This is a genomic window from Streptomyces sp. Go-475, from assembly GCF_003330845.1.
Taxonomy (GTDB): Bacteria; Actinomycetota; Actinomycetes; order Streptomycetales; family Streptomycetaceae; genus Streptomyces.
The window spans coordinates 2635145-2650911 of sequence record NZ_CP026121.1 but is presented as its reverse complement, the minus strand read 5'-3'; the positions used below and the strand labels follow the sequence as shown (position 1 = coordinate 2650911).

18 protein-coding genes are annotated in these 15767 nt (G+C 71.7%); 3 read left to right on the top strand and 15 right to left on the bottom strand.

What is annotated here, in order from left to right; all coding sequences use genetic code 11:
• Positions 1–99 precede the first annotated feature (99 nt).
• Genes nirD through C1703_RS12155 form a run of 3 tightly spaced genes read right to left on the bottom strand, consistent with a single transcriptional unit; the run spans position 100 to position 4267 of the window.
• A complete protein-coding gene (gene nirD / locus C1703_RS12165; protein ID WP_114252233.1) occupies positions 100–450 on the bottom strand; it encodes a nitrite reductase small subunit NirD in 351 nt (116 codons plus the stop codon).
• Positions 447–3050 (bottom strand): nitrite reductase large subunit NirB, encoded by a 2604-nt coding sequence (gene nirB / locus C1703_RS12160; RefSeq protein WP_114252231.1) that lies wholly within the window; start codon positions 3048–3050, stop codon positions 447–449. The genes nirD and nirB overlap by 4 nt, the downstream gene beginning before the upstream one ends.
• Complete coding sequence (locus tag C1703_RS12155; protein WP_114252229.1) at positions 3050–4267, bottom strand: FAD-dependent oxidoreductase; 1218 nt, start codon at positions 4265–4267, stop codon at positions 3050–3052. The genes nirB and C1703_RS12155 overlap by 1 nt, the downstream gene beginning before the upstream one ends.
• A gap of 164 nt (positions 4268–4431) precedes the next feature.
• Here C1703_RS12155 and C1703_RS12150 point away from each other — a divergent pair, with 164 nt between their 5' ends.
• The gene (locus C1703_RS12150; protein ID WP_114257383.1) at positions 4432–5214 is read left to right on the top strand and encodes a TSUP family transporter; all 783 of its coding nucleotides are present in this window, start codon (positions 4432–4434) and stop codon (positions 5212–5214) included.
• Positions 5215–5271: 57 nt separating this feature from the next.
• On the opposite strand, the gene C1703_RS12145 is transcribed toward C1703_RS12150, so the two are convergent.
• From C1703_RS12145 to C1703_RS12120, 6 genes are all read right to left on the bottom strand, one after another.
• A complete protein-coding gene (locus C1703_RS12145) occupies positions 5272–6138 on the bottom strand; it encodes an alpha/beta hydrolase (protein ID WP_114252227.1) in 867 nt (288 codons plus the stop codon).
• A 27-nt stretch (positions 6139–6165) separates the two neighbouring features.
• Positions 6166–7053 (bottom strand): VOC family protein, encoded by an 888-nt coding sequence (locus tag C1703_RS12140; protein ID WP_114252225.1) that lies wholly within the window; start codon positions 7051–7053, stop codon positions 6166–6168.
• 29 nt (positions 7054–7082) lie between these two features.
• On the bottom strand, positions 7083–7313 hold the full coding sequence (locus C1703_RS12135; RefSeq protein ID WP_114252223.1) for a hypothetical protein: 231 nt from the start codon (positions 7311–7313) through the stop codon (positions 7083–7085).
• A 334-nt stretch (positions 7314–7647) separates the two neighbouring features.
• Positions 7648–7902 carry a hypothetical protein gene (locus tag C1703_RS12130; RefSeq protein WP_157993101.1) on the bottom strand — a complete coding sequence of 85 codons (255 nt, stop codon included), beginning with the start codon at positions 7900–7902 and terminating at the stop codon, positions 7648–7650.
• A gap of 91 nt (positions 7903–7993) precedes the next feature.
• Positions 7994–8758 carry an IclR family transcriptional regulator gene (locus C1703_RS12125; protein ID WP_114252219.1) on the bottom strand — a complete coding sequence of 255 codons (765 nt, stop codon included), beginning with the start codon at positions 8756–8758 and terminating at the stop codon, positions 7994–7996.
• A gap of 108 nt (positions 8759–8866) precedes the next feature.
• The gene (locus tag C1703_RS12120; protein WP_114252217.1) at positions 8867–9508 is read right to left on the bottom strand and encodes an NAD(P)H-dependent oxidoreductase; all 642 of its coding nucleotides are present in this window, start codon (positions 9506–9508) and stop codon (positions 8867–8869) included.
• 193 nt (positions 9509–9701) lie between these two features.
• Between C1703_RS12120 and C1703_RS12115 the strand changes: the two genes are divergently transcribed.
• Positions 9702–9869 (top strand): hypothetical protein, encoded by a 168-nt coding sequence (locus C1703_RS12115; RefSeq protein WP_198678145.1) that lies wholly within the window; start codon positions 9702–9704, stop codon positions 9867–9869.
• Positions 9870–9964: 95 nt separating this feature from the next.
• Here C1703_RS12115 and dmpG read toward each other — a convergent pair whose 3' ends face one another.
• The 4 genes from dmpG to C1703_RS12095 all read right to left on the bottom strand — a co-directional run bounded on the left by dmpG (position 9965) and on the right by C1703_RS12095 (position 13876).
• Positions 9965–10984 carry a 4-hydroxy-2-oxovalerate aldolase gene (gene dmpG, locus C1703_RS12110; protein WP_114252215.1) on the bottom strand — a complete coding sequence of 340 codons (1020 nt, stop codon included), beginning with the start codon at positions 10982–10984 and terminating at the stop codon, positions 9965–9967.
• Positions 10985–10986: 2 nt separating this feature from the next.
• Positions 10987–11925, bottom strand: a complete 939-nt coding sequence (locus tag C1703_RS12105) for an acetaldehyde dehydrogenase (acetylating) (protein ID WP_114252213.1) — start codon at positions 11923–11925, stop codon at positions 10987–10989.
• On the bottom strand, positions 11922–12758 hold the full coding sequence (locus C1703_RS12100; RefSeq protein ID WP_198678144.1) for a fumarylacetoacetate hydrolase family protein: 837 nt from the start codon (positions 12756–12758) through the stop codon (positions 11922–11924). Before C1703_RS12100 ends, C1703_RS12105 begins: the two co-directional genes overlap by 4 nt.
• A 221-nt stretch (positions 12759–12979) precedes the next feature.
• A complete protein-coding gene (locus C1703_RS12095; protein ID WP_114252209.1) occupies positions 12980–13876 on the bottom strand; it encodes an NAD(P)-binding domain-containing protein in 897 nt (298 codons plus the stop codon).
• A 104-nt stretch (positions 13877–13980) separates the two neighbouring features.
• Here C1703_RS12095 and C1703_RS12090 point away from each other — a divergent pair, with 104 nt between their 5' ends.
• Positions 13981–14379, top strand: a complete 399-nt coding sequence (locus C1703_RS12090; protein ID WP_114252207.1) for a helix-turn-helix domain-containing protein — start codon at positions 13981–13983, stop codon at positions 14377–14379.
• On the opposite strand, the gene C1703_RS12085 is transcribed toward C1703_RS12090, so the two are convergent.
• Positions 14317–14961 carry a class F sortase gene (locus tag C1703_RS12085; RefSeq protein WP_114252205.1) on the bottom strand — a complete coding sequence of 215 codons (645 nt, stop codon included), beginning with the start codon at positions 14959–14961 and terminating at the stop codon, positions 14317–14319. The two genes, C1703_RS12090 and C1703_RS12085, sit on opposite strands and share 63 nt — an antisense overlap.
• 109 nt (positions 14962–15070) lie before the next feature.
• On the bottom strand, positions 15071–15592 hold the full coding sequence (locus C1703_RS12080; protein ID WP_114252203.1) for a hypothetical protein: 522 nt from the start codon (positions 15590–15592) through the stop codon (positions 15071–15073).
• Between the last annotated feature and the right edge of the window lie 175 nt (positions 15593–15767).

The following is a 15767-nucleotide window of genomic DNA, read 5'->3' as shown; positions in this document are numbered from 1 at the left end:
TTTTACCCGGCCGGAAACGGGCCACGCGCGGGATCCCCGCCCGGCCTCCATGGCCGGCGGGGATCCCGCGCGTGGTGGTTCGCCTCTGCGTCCGGACCGTCAGGCGGTGCGGACCTTGTACACCGCCACCTGGACCGTCTCGTCGTCCAGGCACTGCCCGGAGGCCAGGTCGAAGCGCTGCTTCAGCAGCGGGGAGGCCACGAACGGGCGGCCCTGGTGGGAGCCGGTCAGGCCGCGGGAGAGGACCGCGGCGCCGGTGAAGGGGTCGCGGTTGTCGATGGCGAACAGCTCGCCGGAACGGTCGCGGAAGATCGCCGCCTGGCGGCCGTCCGGCAGCAGTGCCGCCACCCCGCGGCCCGGGAGCAGCATGCTCAGGTCGCAGACCGTGAACCAGTCGCCGTCCAGGGCGAGCTGGACCTTCAGGTCGGTCGTCTCAGGTGCCAGGGTCATCGCTGGGCGCTTCCTTCCAGAACGTCGGCGGGTCGCATGCCGATGGACAGCAGCGGCAGGTCGGGCTTCATCTGGTCGCGCTCGGGCACGAAGGCGACGACCGGGTCCGGAGTGTCCGGCGCGTTCACGAAGGACACGAACCGGGCGAGCTTCTCGGGGTCGTTGATGGTCTCGGACCACTCGTCGCGGTAGTGCGCGACATGGTCGGCCATCAGCTTCTCCAGCTCGTCGCAGATGCCGAGCGAGTCGTGGACGACGACGTCCCGTACGTGGTCCAGGCCGCCCGGGATCCGCTCCAGCCAGGTGGAGGTGCGCTCCAGGCGGTCGGCCGTACGGATGTAGAACATCAGGAACCGGTCGATCAGCCGCACCAGCTCGGCGTCCGACAGGTCCTGCGCGAGCAGGTCCGCGTGGCGCGGGGTGGCGCCGCCGTTGCCGCCGACGTAGAGGTTCCAGCCGTTGGCGGTGGCGATCACGCCGAAGTCCTTCGACTGCGCCTCGGCGCACTCGCGCTGGCAGCCGGAGACCGCCGACTTCAGCTTGTGCGGGGAGCGCAGGCCCCGGTAGCGCAGCTCCAGGTCGATCGCCATCTTCACGGAGTCCTGGACGCCGTAGCGGCACCAGGTCTGGCCGACGCAGGACTTCACCGTGCGCAGGGCCTTGCCGTAGGCGTGGCCGGACTCGAAGCCGGCGTCCACCAGCCGGGCCCAGATCAGCGGCAGCTGCTCGACGCGCGCGCCGAACATGTCGATCCGCTGACCACCGGTGATCTTCGTGTAGAGGCCGAAGTCGCGGGCGATCTCGCCGATCACGATCAGCTTCTCCGGGGCGATCTCGCCGCCGGGGATGCGCGGCACGACCGAGTACGAGCCGTTCTTCTGCAGGTTGGCCAGGAAGTGGTCGTTGGTGTCCTGCAGCGCGGCCTGCTCGCCGTCCAGGACGTAGCCGCTCGCGCCGATGGTCGGGGCGAGGGAGGCGATGATCGAGCCGACGGCCGGCTTGCAGACCTCACAGCCGTCCCCGCCCCGGGCGCCCTCGCGGCCGTAGCGGTCCAGCAGGTCCTGGTAGGTGTTGATGCGCAGCGCGAGGACGATCTCGTACAGCTCCTCGCGGGTCTGCGAGAAGCAGCCGCACAGGCCCTTGTCGACCTCGACGCCGCTGGCCTCCAGCTCGGCGTTGACGAGCTGGCCGAGGACCTTGACGCAGGAGCCGCAGGTCGTACCGGCCTTGGTGCACTTCTTCACCTCGGGCACGGTGGTGCACTGGTGGTCGGTGACCGCGCCGCGGATCGTGCCCTTGGTGACGTTGTTGCAGGAGCAGATGATCGCCTCGTCCGGCAGCGCGGTCGGGCCGAGCTGGGCCGGGGCACCGGCGCCGGCGGGCAGCACGAGCGACTCGGGCGAGACCGGCGGGACCGAGCCGGTGAACGCCTTCAGCGTGCCGTAGGCCTCCGCGTCGCCGACCAGGATGCCGCCGAGCAGTGTGCCGTCGCGGCCGATGACCAGCTTCTTGTACAGGCCCGCGCGGGAGTCGGAGTACACGACGTCCAGGCAGTCCTCGGCGGTGCCGTGCGCGTCACCGAAGGACGCCACGTCCACGCCGAGCAGCTTCAGCTTGGTGGACAGGTCGGCGCCCGTGAACTCCGCCTCGTCCTGAGCGATCGTCGCGGCGGCGGTCTCCGCCTGCTCGTACCCCGGGGCCACCAGGCCGTACACCCGGCCGTCCGCCGCCAGCGCGCACTCGCCGATGGCGAACACGTGCGGGTCCGAGACCGTACGGCACTGCTCGTCGACGGTGATGCCGCCGCGCTCGCCGACCGTCAGGCCGCAGTCGCGGGCCAGCTGGTCGCGCGGGCGGACACCGGCGGAGAACACCACCATGTCGGTGGCGAGTTCGGAGCCGTCGGACAGCTTCATGCCCGTCACGGCACCGTCCTCGCCGACCACGATCTCCTGCGTGCCGACGCCGGTGTGGACGCTCAGGCCCATGTCCTCGATGGTGCGCAGCAGGGCGGCGCCACCGCCCTCGTCGACCTGGACCGGCATCAGCCGGGGCGCGAACTCCACGATGTGGGCGTCCACTCCGAGCCCCTTGAGGGCGCCCGCCGCCTCCAGACCGAGCAGACCGCCGCCGACGACGGCTCCCGTCGACGCCCTGGTCTTCGCGTACTCCTCGATGGCGAGGAGGTCCTCGATCGTGCGGTAGACGAAACAGCCCTCGGCGTCCTTGTTCGGCACCGGCGGCACGAACGGGTACGAGCCGGTGGCCAGGACCAGGACGTCGTAGTCGAAGACCTCACCGGACCGGGCGGTGACCTTGCGGGCCTCGCGGTCGACGGTGACCGCCGGGTCGCCGACGCGGAGCTCGATGCCGTGGTCCTTGATGAACTCCATGTCCGTCATGGACAGGTCCTCGGGCGTCTTGCCCGAGAAGTACGAGGTCAGCTGGACCCGGTCGTACGCCGGGCGCGGCTCCTCACAGAGCACGACCACGCGGTGCGTGGCGGTCAGGCCGCGCTCGGCGAGCGCTTCGAGGAAGCGCTGGCCGACCATGCCGTGGCCGACGAGCACGATCGTGGGGTTCGCCCCAGTGGCGGTCATCAGGAGCCTCCATCATTGGTGAGCAGGTGGAGCAGCGGGCCGCCGTCGGAGGGGAGCGGCTCTGCTCCCTCCCAGGCGCGGGCGAGCGCGCCGACGGTGCCGAGTTCGCCGACGAGGACCCCGCCGACCAGGCGGTCGTCGCGGACGACGACCTTGCGGTAGGTGCCGCGGGTGGCGTCGGCGAGCTGGACGACGTCGTCGCCCGGCAGCGCCTCCGTCTCGCCGAACGCGGCGAGGTCGAAGGGGCTGTCGTGCCCCGTGAGCGTGAGCCGGGTCAGGGACCGCGTGCCGGTGTAGCGGGCGGCCGCGTCACCGGCGAGCAGCTCGGCGAGCGCGTCGGCCTGTTCGAGTGCGGGAGCGGCGAGGCCGTAGAGGACGCCGTCGTGCTGGGCGCAGTCGCCGATCGCGTGGATGTACGGGTCGGAGGTGCGCAGCTCGTCGTCGACGACGACACCCTTGCGGACGTCGAGTCCGGCGGTCTGCGCGAGTCCCACCCGCGGGCGGACCCCGCAGGCGACCACGACGATATCGGCGTCCAGCGCGTACCCGTCGGCCATCTCCACCGAGCGCACGGCGCCGCCGACGCAGCGCACGTCCCGTACGCGGCACTCGGTGTGCACCTCCACGCCCAGGTCGGTCAGATGCCGCTTGACGAGCCGGGAGGCGGCCGGGTCGAGCTGGCGCTCCATCAGCCGCTCGGACTGCTGGGCGAGCACGACCTGGGCGCCGCGCAGGGCGAGCGCGCGGGCCGCGGAGACGCCGAGCAGCCCGCCGCCGATGACGACCGCCTTCACGCCCGGCCGGACGGCCTTGGACAGGCCCAGGCAGTCGTCCATGGTGCGGAACGCGTGGACGCCCTCGGGCAGTTGGTGGTCCTCGGTGAACAGCCCGCGCAGCGGCGGCAGGACGGGGTTGGAGCCGGTCGCGAGAACGAGCCGGTCGTATGCGATCACGGAACCGTCCGCGCAGGTGACGGTCCGCTCCGCGCGGTCGATGCCGGTGACCCGGCCGCGCCGCAGCTCCGCGGGCGCGGGCAGGGCGATCACCTCGGGGCTGTAACGCCCGGCCAGCACTTCGGCGAGCAGCACCCGGTTGTAGGGCCGGTGCTCCTCCTCGCCGATCAGCGACGCGGGCGTGCCGAGCTCACCGAGCCGCCGGGCGAGCCGTACGCCCGCGAGGCCGGTGCCGATCACCACCACACGCTCATTCGAGGTCATGTACTCGAGCGTGCGGTGCCGGTGTTACCCGGCAGCATCACCTCTGTTTCCCACGCGGAACGCTGCCCTCAGCGGAGGCGGGGGGTGGGTGTGAGGGTTCCCGGTGGGCGGGACCTGCGGCCTGTGAGGAGGTGCGGCCGAGGGTGCCGCATAGGGTGCTGATCATGCCCGACATATCGCTGACCATGATCGTCCTGCTCTGCCTCGCGGCCCTCGCCGCCGGCTGGATCGACGCCGTGGTCGGCGGGGGCGGGCTCCTGCTGCTGCCGGTGCTGCTGCTCGGCCTGCCGCCGGGCACGCCCGCCGCGCAGGCGCTGGGCACCAACAAGGCGGTCGCCATCGTCGGCACGACGGGCGCGGCGGTGACATACGCCCGCAAGGCTCCCGTGGACGTGCGGACGGCCGTGCGGATCGGGCTGGCCGCCCTCGCCGGATCCTCCGGCGGGGCCTTCTTCGCGGCCGGGATGAGCACCGACGTCCTCAAGCCGGTGATCATGGTGGTGCTGCTCGCCGTCGCCGCCTTCGTGATCCTGCGGCCCGCGTTCGGCACGGCCCCCGCGACCGGCCCGGCCACCCGCCGCCAGGTCCTCGCGGCGATCGGCCTCGCGGGCCTCGGCATCGGCTTCTACGACGGCCTCATCGGCCCCGGCACCGGCACGTTCCTGGTCCTCGCCCTCACCGCGGTCCTCCACCTCGACCTGGTCACGGCCTCCGCCACCGCCAAGATCATCAACTGCTGCACCAACGCCGGCGCTCTCGCCACCTTCGCCTGGCAAGGCGCCGTCCTGTGGCAGCCGGCCGCGCTGATGGCCGTCTTCAACCTCGCGGGCGGCACCCTCGGCGCCCGCACGGCCCTGAAGCGGGGCAGCGGCTTCGTCCGGGTCGTGCTGCTGACGGTGGTGTTCGCACTGGTGGGGAACCTGGCGTACGAGCAGTGGATCGCGTAACGGCTCTCCCGTACGAACGGACGGCCCGCACGATCGTACGGGCCCGTTCGGAGGGGGTCAGTGTGCGGAGATGAACTCGTGCACGACGCGGTTGAACTCCTCGGAGTGTTCCATCTGTGCCCAGTGGCCGCAGTTGTTGATGAGGTACAGCCGGGAGGACGGAATCATCGCCATCAGCCGCAGCGCGTTCTCGAAGTGGACGGCGCGGTCGTTGCGCCCTTGCACGATCAGCGTGGGCACGGTGAGCTCGGCCAGCAGCGGCACCAGGTCCTGGAACAGCTGCGGCGGGCCGTTGAGGTCCCCGGTGGGCAGCGCGAGCCTCATGTTCTCCAGGTGGTCGGGGCGGGCGAGGGCGGCCTCCGACCGCGCGCGGGCGAGGTCGGCGTCCTCGGCGAGTGCCGGGTCGTACGCGAACGCCGCGACCATCGCCTGGAAGTTCTTTGGCGACGGGTCGAAATAGGCCCGCACCAGGGGGAGGATTCCGTCCGTCTTGTCGTTGGGCGGGCCGAGCACGTTGACCCCCGGGGCGGGGGCGCCCATCGGGATCAGGTGGCTGACGCGCTCGGGATGGTGCGCCGTGAAGCGGAGCGCCGTCCTTCCGCCCAGTGAGTTGCCGACGATGGCGACCTGGTCCAGTTCGAGGGCGTCCAGGGCCAGTTCCAGCGCCTCCACGTGGTCGCGGTCGCCCGGCACGGCGGTGTCGCTCTTGCCCCAGCCGGGCATGTCGATGGCGATGACACGGTAGTGGCGCGCAAGGAAGGGGATGTTGCGGGAGTAGTTGCTCCAGCCGCCGGCGCCGGCTCCGCCGCCGTGCAGCAGGATCAGGGGGTGGCCGTCACCGGCCTCGTTGTAGTGCAGCTTCCACTTGGCCGTCTGCACGTACTTGCTGGTCGCCGCTTCGGTCAGGACCTCGGTCGTGGACATGGCTTTCCTTTCGTCGAGGGCGGCGGTTCAGGCGTCGGCCGGGATGTACTTGTGGCCCCAGGTGCTGATCGCCTCGTAGTGGGCGACCTGCCAGGTGTCGTCGTCGACCACCAGGCCGTTGCAGCCGTACTCGATCTGGAAGCCCGAGGGTGTGGTCACGTAGAACGAGGTCATGTGGTCGTTCGTGTGCTCGCCCAGCGTGACGATGATGTGGTCGGGATCGTCGTTGATCGTGTCCATGACGCGGCCGACGGTGGTGAGGTCGGAGACTTCGAGCATGAGGTGATCGATGCCCGGGGTGGGGCCGATGCCGCGGCCGAAGCCGACGGAGTGATGCCGGGGGTTGCAGTGCAGGAAGTAGCCGTCCCCCTCCACTCCGAGCTCGGCCATCGAGATCGTGTCGCTCAGCTTGAAGCCCAGCTCACGCTGGTAGAACTCGGCGGCCTCGCGCGCGTCGCCCGAACTGTTCATGAAGGCGTGCCCGACCCCCAGATCACCGGTGACGAAACGGACGCCCAGGGGGGACGTGAAGGGGGTGTCGGCGAGCGGCAGGCCGTGGACGGCCTCGATCGTGTTGCCTTCGGGGTCGGAGAAGACCCGCAGTCCCTCGACGCCCCGGCGGACTCGCAGGTCCTCGTCCTCGCGGACCGTGACGCCACGGGACGCGAGGTGGGTTTCCAGCTCGGCGAGCGCGGCCGCGTCCGGGACGGTGAAGCCCAGTGCCACCAGGGACGCGGGGCCCGCGGGCTCGCCGTCCTCGATGAGGATGCGGTACGCGTACTCGTCGAGTCGCAGGCGCAGTTCGCCCGCGGCGGACGGCACGGGCTGTGCGCCGATGGTCTTGGTGGCGAAGCGGGACCACTCGTCGAGTGAACCGCGGACGACGACATAGCCCAGCGATGTGAAGACGCTCATGTGGTTTCTCCTCAGGGTGTCGGGGCTGGTCAGTGAGTTGCGGTGGCGAAGGTCTTTCCGGCGGCCCGGCCGTCTTGGGGGGCGGGGATCTGGAGCGTGCGGGCGACGGCGTCGAGAAGAGCGTCCGGAGCGGGGCCGGAGCGGGCGCGCCACGCGATGTGTCCGTCGGGGCGGACGAGCAGGCAGCCGTCGTCCTCGATGCCGCGCACGCTCGCCCATTCCCCGAGCGGATCCCGGTAGGCGCGGTCCGACCCGACCACGCGGACGACGACGGGCAGGCCGTACAGCGCCGACGCACGGTCCGCGGTCCGCGCCCACGATCAGCACGGGGGCTCGTTCTGGGGGGCTGGGGAGGGAAAGGCGTCGGTGGCCACTCGTCTCCTCCTCGTTGAGCGGCGCGTCGATCGGGGCGCCGGCTGAGCTGGTGGCGTTGGAAACGCTATGGCGCGGGACCGTGACCGACGAAGCGCGTGTTCCGGGAACCGGCACACGTTTCGCCGGCCCTGCGTGTGTTCTTCCTCAGCCACGTTGACGCACAGCAAAAAACGGCACTTGACCTGCGCTTTCGCAGGTCAAGTGCCGTCATCCGCAACCCTACTTGGAGCACTGCTCAATCGCGGTCCAGCCACCGGACGTCTGCACGTAGCCCGCCCACGAGTCCGGGCGCCCTCCGGCATCGGTGCACTTCTTGTCGGCGGCCTTCTTGGCCGCGGCCGGCGTGGATCCGGTCCCCTGGACCGTCCAGTACCTGGTTGCCGCGTCGGCGGGGAGCGCGGTCGCGGAGCCGAGCGCGACGACGCCCGCCGCTATGACACCCAGGGTGACCACCCTGGAGCGAATGCGTGACATATGCATCGGGATTCCTTTCGAAGTGGCTCGTCAGCTGTAGTGCGACGAGCACTTGGTTGCCTTGTGGCCGGCCGCCCGGCGATCGGCCCTGTCATGTCAGGACACCGGGCAGTGCTCGGACGATCGACGACACCGTCCGCCGCAGGGGCGGCACGAACACATCAGCCGATCCGTGTTCGGTGGGGAAACCGATCGACACCGCCGCCACCGCCTCGCCGCCGAGGACGATCGGCATGGCCACACACGACCGTCCGGGCGCCGCCTCCTCGACGTCGGTGGCGACCCCCTGCTGCCGGACACGTCGCAACTCACGGCGGAGGAGCACCGGATCCCGCACCGAGCGCGCGGTGAGCCCGCGCAGACGGCCCGTGGGGGGTGCCCCCGCCAGCTCCGGGTCCGTGTAGGCCAGCAGAGCCTTGCCCACGCTCGTGCAGTGAGCGGGCAGCGTCATCCCGACCTCCGTGGCGAACAACCGCGCCCGCGGCGTGTACAGCTTCTCCACATAGACGACCTCCGGGCCGCGCAGGACGCACAGATGGATGGTGTGCCCGACGGCCCGGTGCAGATCCAGCAGGTACGGAAGCGCGACGTGGCGGACCGCCCCTTCGGGCGAGGCCGCACCGATGGCCATCATCCGGAACGCGATCCGGTAACCGGTGCCCTCGTGTTCGACCGCTCCCACCCGGACGAGCATCCCGAGGACGCGGTAGGCCGTCGACTTCGGCAGACCGGCGCGGCGCGCCACCTCGCTCAGCGTCAACACGCGGCCGTGACGGAACACTTCCAGCAGGTCGAACGCCTTCTGCATGACCGACGACGGAACGGCCGTCTCCCGCACTGCGGCTCCATTGCCCATGTGCAGTCCTTTCACGAACGCCTTGGGAACGATCGTTCAAGGGCCTGTCTCGCGGATCGGTGCGGGGGCCCGCACCTCGGGTGATCCGCGAGACAGGCCCTGGGGCGGTCAGGCCCTGATCAGCTTGGCGATCCGCAGCCCGTGCTCGGCGGCATCCTCGTGCCCGGTCTTCATCGACTTTTCGGCCAGCTCGCGCAGGTGCGCCATCTCCGGGTTCCAGAACGCGTGGGTCAGCTCCGCCTCGGCGATCTGAAGGTCGAGGCCGAAGACGTCGGCCAGGATCCGGCGCAGGTAGGGCGTGGCGTAGTCCCAGCCCTCCTTGGGGGAGCCGGGCCCGTAGCCGCCGCCCCGGCTCAGCGTCAGGAGCGCCGGCTTGCCCTTCAGCGGCTGGTCACCGTGGATGCCCACCTGGTCGTGCTTCAGGATCAGGTCGATCCAGGTCTTGACCTGCTCCGGGACGTTCCAGTTGTACATCGGCACCGCGAACAGGAACGCGTCAGCCTCGAGGAGTTCGGCGCCGAGGCGGTCGAGGAGCTCGTGCGCCTCCTTCGGGGCCGGTGCGGCCGGGTTGACGACCTCGTGGGCGAGCGCGGTCCAGGCGTCCCCGGGCAGGGGCTCGACGCCGAGGTCGCGCCGGGTCACGACGCCGCCGGGGTGCTCGGCGAGCCAGGCCTGCTCGGCGGTGTCGGCGAGGGCGCGGCTCACCGATCCTTCGGTGCGGATGCTCGCGTCGAGGCGGAACAGGTTCATGGTGCGGTCCTCCAACATGGGTTTCTGCTGCGATGAAGATAGTATGCACAACAGAACATCTACCGACAAGAAAAGTGAGCCGGGTAACAGCGGGGCATGATGTGAGTGATGGGGCGCTGCGGCCCGCCCAACTCGAACTGGCCGGTCAGGTCGGTCTCGACGGCAGAATCCGCAGGACCGGCGGTGTCGCCACGTGATCCTGCCGGACGAGGGCCGGGAGCAGTCGCAGCGCATGCGAGCCGAGGTCGCGGCCGCCGAAGCGCGGCTGCTCGCGGAGCTGAGCGAGGAACAGCGGGCCCGGTTCCGGGACCTCCCGACCCGGGTCGCGCTCACCGCTCAGCGAGGCACTGTCAACGACTGAGGTGACCGCGACGTCCGAGCGCTCACGCGCCGGTTCAAGGCCGGAGGCCTGCCGGTGCGCCGACGGCGCACCGGCAGGCCCCTCGGCTCCGCGCGTCAGGAAGCGGTTTGCGGCTGTGCGGCCAGATCCAGCGCGATGTCGGTGATCATGTCCTCCTGGCCGCCGACCATGCGCCGCCGGCCGGCCTCGACGAGGATGCTGCGGGTGTCCAGCCCGTAGCGCGCGGCGGCGGTCTCGGCGTGGCGCAGGAAGCTGGAGTACACGCCCGCGTAGCCGAGCGTGAGCGTCTCGCGGTCCACCCGTACCTCGCGGTCCTGCAGCGGACGTACGAGATCGTCGGCGGCGTCCATCAGCGGGAACAGGTCGCAGCCGTGCTCGAAGCCCATCAGGTCGGCGACCGCGATGAACGCCTCCAAGGGGCAGTTGCCCGCGCCTGCCCCCTGCCCGGCGAGCGAGGCGTCGACGCGCACGGCACCGCTCTCGACGGCGACGACGGTGTTCGCCACGCCCAGGGCGAGGTTGTGATGGGCGTGGATGCCCAGCTCCGTGGCCGCATCGAGGACGTCGCGGTAGGCGCGGAAGCGGTCACGGACCCCGTCCATGGTGAGCCGGCCACCGGAGTCGGTCACGTACACGCAGTGGGCACCGTAGGACTCCATCAGCTTGGCCTGGCGGGCGAGTTCGGCCGGTTCGGCCAGGTGGGACATCATCAGGAACCCCGCGACGTCCATCCCCAGCTCCCGCGCGGCGGAGATGTGCTGGGCGGAGATGTCGGCCTCGGTGCAGTGCGTGGCGACGCGCACCGAGCGGATGCCCAGGGCGTGCGCCTGCTTGAGGTCGTGGACCGTTCCGATGCCGGGCAGGAGCAGAGTCGTGGGGACGGCCCGGCGCACGGCGCCCACCACCGCCTCGATCCACTCCCAGTCGGTGTGGGAGCCGACGCCGTAGTTGACGCTGGAGCCGGCCAGCCCGTCACCGTGGGCGATCTCGATGGCGGCGACCCCGGCGGCGTCCAGGGCGGCGGCGATCGTAGCGGCCTGGTCGACGGTGTAGCGGTGCCGGACGGCGTGCATGCCGTCCCGCAGGGTGACGTCCTGGACGTACAGGCGGGTCATCTTCAGGCCACCTCCGTGGCACGGTGGGCGGCCATGCGTTCGGCGGTGCGCAGCGCGGCCGAGGTCATGATGTCGAGGTTCCCCGCGTAGGCCGGGAGGTAGTCGGCGGCGCCCTCGACCTCCAGGAAGACCGAGACCCTGAGGACCTCGCCCGCGCCGGGGGCGAGGGTGCGCAGCGGGTCGTCGGCCGCCACCTTCGCGAACTGCACCTTCTGCTTGAGCCGGTAGCCGGGCACGTACTCCTGCACGCGCGTGACCATGTCCTCGACCGATGCCGTGACGGACTCGGTGGCGCAGTCGGAGACCAGGCAGTGCACGGTGTCCCGCATGATCAGCGGGGGTTCGGCCGGGTTGAGGATGATGATCGCCTTGCCGCGCCGGGCGCCGCCGACCCGCTCGATGGCCGAGGCGGTGGTCTCCGTGAACTCGTCGATGTTGGCCCGGGTGCCGGGTCCCGCGGAGCGGGAGGAGATGGAGGCGACGATCTCGCCGTAGTGCACGGGGGTGACCGCGCGGACGGCGGCGACGACCGGGATGGTGGCCTGGCCGCCGCAGGTGACCATGTTGACGTTCGGCGCGTCGATGTGGACGTCGCCGTTGACGGGCGGCACCACGTACGGGCCGATCGCGGCGGGAGTGAGGTCGACGAGGGTGCGGCCGAGCGGGCGCAGTACGTCCTCGTGGTGCCGGTGTGCGCCGGCCGACGTGGCGTCGAAGACGATCTCGACGTCCGCGAACTCGTCCAGCCGGACGAGTCCTTCGACGCCCTCGTGGGTCGTGGCCACCTTCAGCCGGCGGGCGCGGGCCAGGCCGTCGGAGTCCGGGTCGATGCCGGCCATCACCGCGATGTCGAGGGTCTCCGACAGCCGCAGCATTTTGATCATCAGGTCGGTGCCGATGTTGCCCGAGCCGATGACGGCGACCTTGGTTCGTGCACTCATGCTGCGTTCTTCTCACTCGTGAACTCGACACCCACGGTGCCCAGGTGGCTGAGGGACGCCTCGAACCGGTCACCGGGGCCGGCGGGAGCGACCGGCCCCAGGGCTCCGGTGAGCAGCAGGTCTCCGGCGCGCAGCGGGTCGCCCCGCTCGGCCAGGGCGGAGGCGAGCCAGACGGCCGCGTTGAGCGGGCCGCCGAGACAGTCGGCACCGCTGCCCTCCGAGACGGTGTCGCCGTTCCGCGTCATGCTCATCGTCACGGCGCGCAGATCGACACCGGTGAGCGGCAGCGGGACGCCGCCGAGGACGTACAGCCCGCAGGAGGCGTTGTCGGCGACCGTGTCGACGAGGGTGATGTCCCACCCCCGCACCCGGCTGTCCACGATCTCCAGAGCCGGGAGTGCGAAGTCGACCGCGCGCAGCACGTCCACCACGGTGCACTCGCGGTGCGGCAGATCACGGCCGAGCACCAGCGCGACCTCGGCCTCCACCTTGGGCTGCAGCAACCGTCCGGCCGGCACCCGGCCGCCGTCGGCCACCGCCATGTCCGCGAACAGCACCCCGAAATCGGGCTGGTCCACGCCCAGTTGGCGCTGCACGGACGCGGAAGTGAGGCCGATCTTGCGGCCCACGATCCGGCGGCCGACGGCCTGGGCGCGCCGGACGTTCAGCTGCTGAACGGCGTACGCGGTCTCCAGATCGCCGCCGTCGTCGAACAGCGTGCGCACCGGCGGACAGGCGGCCCCGGTACGGGCGGCTTCCGCCAGCAGGTCGGCTGCCTTGACCACCGCTGGTGGCACGGTGTCCGGGCTTGCGTTGTCGAGCCTGGTCGACACGGGGTACCTCCAGAGGGAAGCGGAAGCGGCGGTTGTACACCGGTTTAGACACCACCACCGCGATAGGCCACTCCTTGTTCCGGGACGCGGAACACCGTGGGCCGGTGCCGGCGGCTGCCGCTTCCGGTGCGGGGCCGGCTGCGTGGTGCCAGCGGCCCTCTTCCCCTGCTCCGGCGGTTGCGGCCCCCAGGCGGCTTCCGCTTTCCGTGCGACAGCGGCTGCTAGGCGCCGCGCCGCAGATCGAGCAGCTCGATCATCCCCGTCCCGTCCTCGTCGCCGTGCCCCTGGTCCACCCGCCTCTTCATCAGCTCCAGGTACGGCGTCAGCAGCTCGGGGCTGACGTGCTGTTCCTCGGCCGTGCGCAGGAACGTGGGGATACCGGCCGCCTGCATGGCGAGGTTGGAGACGACGTCCTTGGTGTAGTCGCCGCTCTCCAGCTGGTCGGCGGTCTGGTGCGCTGCCGGGGCTATCGCGGTCAGCCAGTCGACGAGCAGCGGGGCGAAGTCCTTCGGGGCGATGTCCTCCGGGCCGATCAGGGCGAAGGCGTGGGCCATGCCCGCGAACATGCCGTTCATCGCGCTCAGCAGGGCCACGTCGTGCAGCGCGGCGAAGCCCGGGTCGGCCCCGACGTAACGGGTGCCGGCCGGGACGGCGAGGGTGGCGCGGTGCTCCTCGAACATCTCGTGGGAGCCGCTGTAGAAGACGTAACCGCCGGAGTCCGGGACGCCGATCATCGGCGGTACGGCCATGATCCCGCCGTCCAGGAAACGGGCACCGCGCGCTTCCGCCCAGGCGGCCCGGGCCCGGCCCTCGGCAGGGGTGCCGGTGGTGAGGTTCACCAGATCCCGCCCGGTGAGGTCGGCCCCGTCGAGGGCCCCGTCCACGGAGGCGTCGTCGAGCAGGCAGGTGATCACCAGCCGGTGCGCGGCCACCGCCTCGGCGGCGGTCCGGGCGACGGTGGCGCCGTCGGCGGCGAGGGCCTCGGCGCGGGAGGGCGTGCGGTTCCAGACGGTCACCTCGTGACCGGCGGCGAGCCAGGCGCGGGCGAGAGCCGTGCCCATGGCTCCGGCGCCGAGAAGGGTGAGCGGGGTACGGGAGGCAACTGCGTTGTCGGTCATGGCGTTTAGGCTCGTCGCAGGGGAGGGCCTGCTCAAGTACGTACTTCGAAGTGGGTGGTTACCCCGGGGGAAGGGTGCAGGCAGCGGCAGGGGAGGTCCAGGGCATGGGGACGAGGGAACGGCGGCCGGGCGGGTACGTCTGCGGCATCGACGCGGCGATGGACGTGATCGGCGGCAAGTGGAAGGTGCTCATCCTGTGGGCGCTGAACGAGCGGCCCTGCCGCTTCGGCGAGCTGCGCCGGGAGCTGCCGGGCGTCACGGAGAAGGTGCTCGCCTCGCACCTGCGGGAGATGGAGGCCGACGGGCTGGTGCACCGCGAGGCGTACGACGAGGTCCCGCCGCGCGTGGAGTACTCGCTGACCGCCCGGGGCCGCTCGCTGAACGCGGCACTGGAGCCGCTGGGGGAGTGGGGGAGGGCCAACGTCCTGGGAGCGGGAGGGTCACCGGCTGCCGGTCAGGTGCGCGAAGACGACGACGTTCCCCTGGTAACCGGTGCCGCGTGAGTAGCCGCCCCCGCAGGTGATGACGCGCAGCTCGGGGCGGTCGGCGGCGCCGTAGACCTTCTCGTCGGGGAAGTCCTTCGCGGCGTACACCTCCACGGCGTCGACGGTGAACACCGCGACGCTGCCGTCCCGCCGGTCCACCTCGATCGTGCTGCCCTTGGTCAGGGCACCGAGGTCGTAGAAGACGGCGGGTCCCTCGGCGTTGTCGACGTGCCCGGCGACGATCGCCGTGCCCTTCTCGCCCGGGGTGGTGCCGGCCTCGTACCAGCCGGCGAGGTTCTCGCGCGCGGCCGGCGGTACGTCGAGGCTGCCGGTCTTCGTCAGGCCGAGCCCGGTCAGGGGCGCGTTCACGCGGATCGCCGGGATGCGGATCCGGTCGGGCGGCGAGGGCGGCAGCGCGGGGACGGCGGCCTGCTCCTGTCCGGCCCGGGCCTGCGCGGCGGACGGTTGTGGCGGGGCGTGCGTCTCGACGCCGTCGCGCAGCAGCCACACCCCGGAGCACAGGGCGAACACCGTGACGGCCGCCATGGCCGCGTTCGCGGGGTTGCGGACGCCGCTGCCGTACCTGGGGAACCTGCGCATACCCACCCTTTCTGAGCTGCGGCCCCGTACCCCCTCCGGGCCGCGAGGGGCGTCGGACCCGGAGGGGGAGGGGACAGCGGTACCGGCGACGGACAGCGGAGGGTGTCCGTCAGATCCCGTCGCCTCTCGCCCGGCGATGCAGGAGCCAGGTACCGCCCGCGGCGGCGACGGCGAGGGCCGCCACACCGGCCGCGGTCTGCACGGGATCGGGGCCCAGAGCGCCACCGACCCCCGTCTTCACACTCCCCCGGGGATGCACCTGCTCGTGCCCGGACGCCAGCGTGACCACCAGGTCACCGGTGACCCGCCGGCCGCTCCCGGCGCACGTCGCGGTGATCTCGTACGTCCCCGGCTGCGCGCTCGGCGGCACCCTGAACCGGCCGGTCGCGTCCGGCTCGTGCGGCCCCGGCGCCAGGCCGAGGGAACCGGCCCCGACCGCGCTGGCGTCACCCGTCGCCGTACCGCCGGCGCCGCAGGCCGCCGTGCGCACCGCGACCTGCCCGCCCGGCACGACCGAGGACGGGGACACCTCCAGGTCACCGGCGGGCGCGCCGTACGCGGGGGCGGCGGCGAGGGCCGCGGCGGCGACGGCGAGCGCGGTACCGGTCAGCGGCCGGGCGGTACGTCGCATCGGTGCTCCTTCGCGCTGGTCGGTCGTGCGCCTGCCCTTCCGAGGTAACGGGCTGCGGGGCGGCCGCGCTTTCTGAGGCGGCGTCAGAATTGGGGTGAATGGGTGTCAGGGGCGGCGGGCCCGACGGCCCGTCAGGGGTGTTTCGCCAGGTCACGGGGTGTATGGCGGGCGGGGC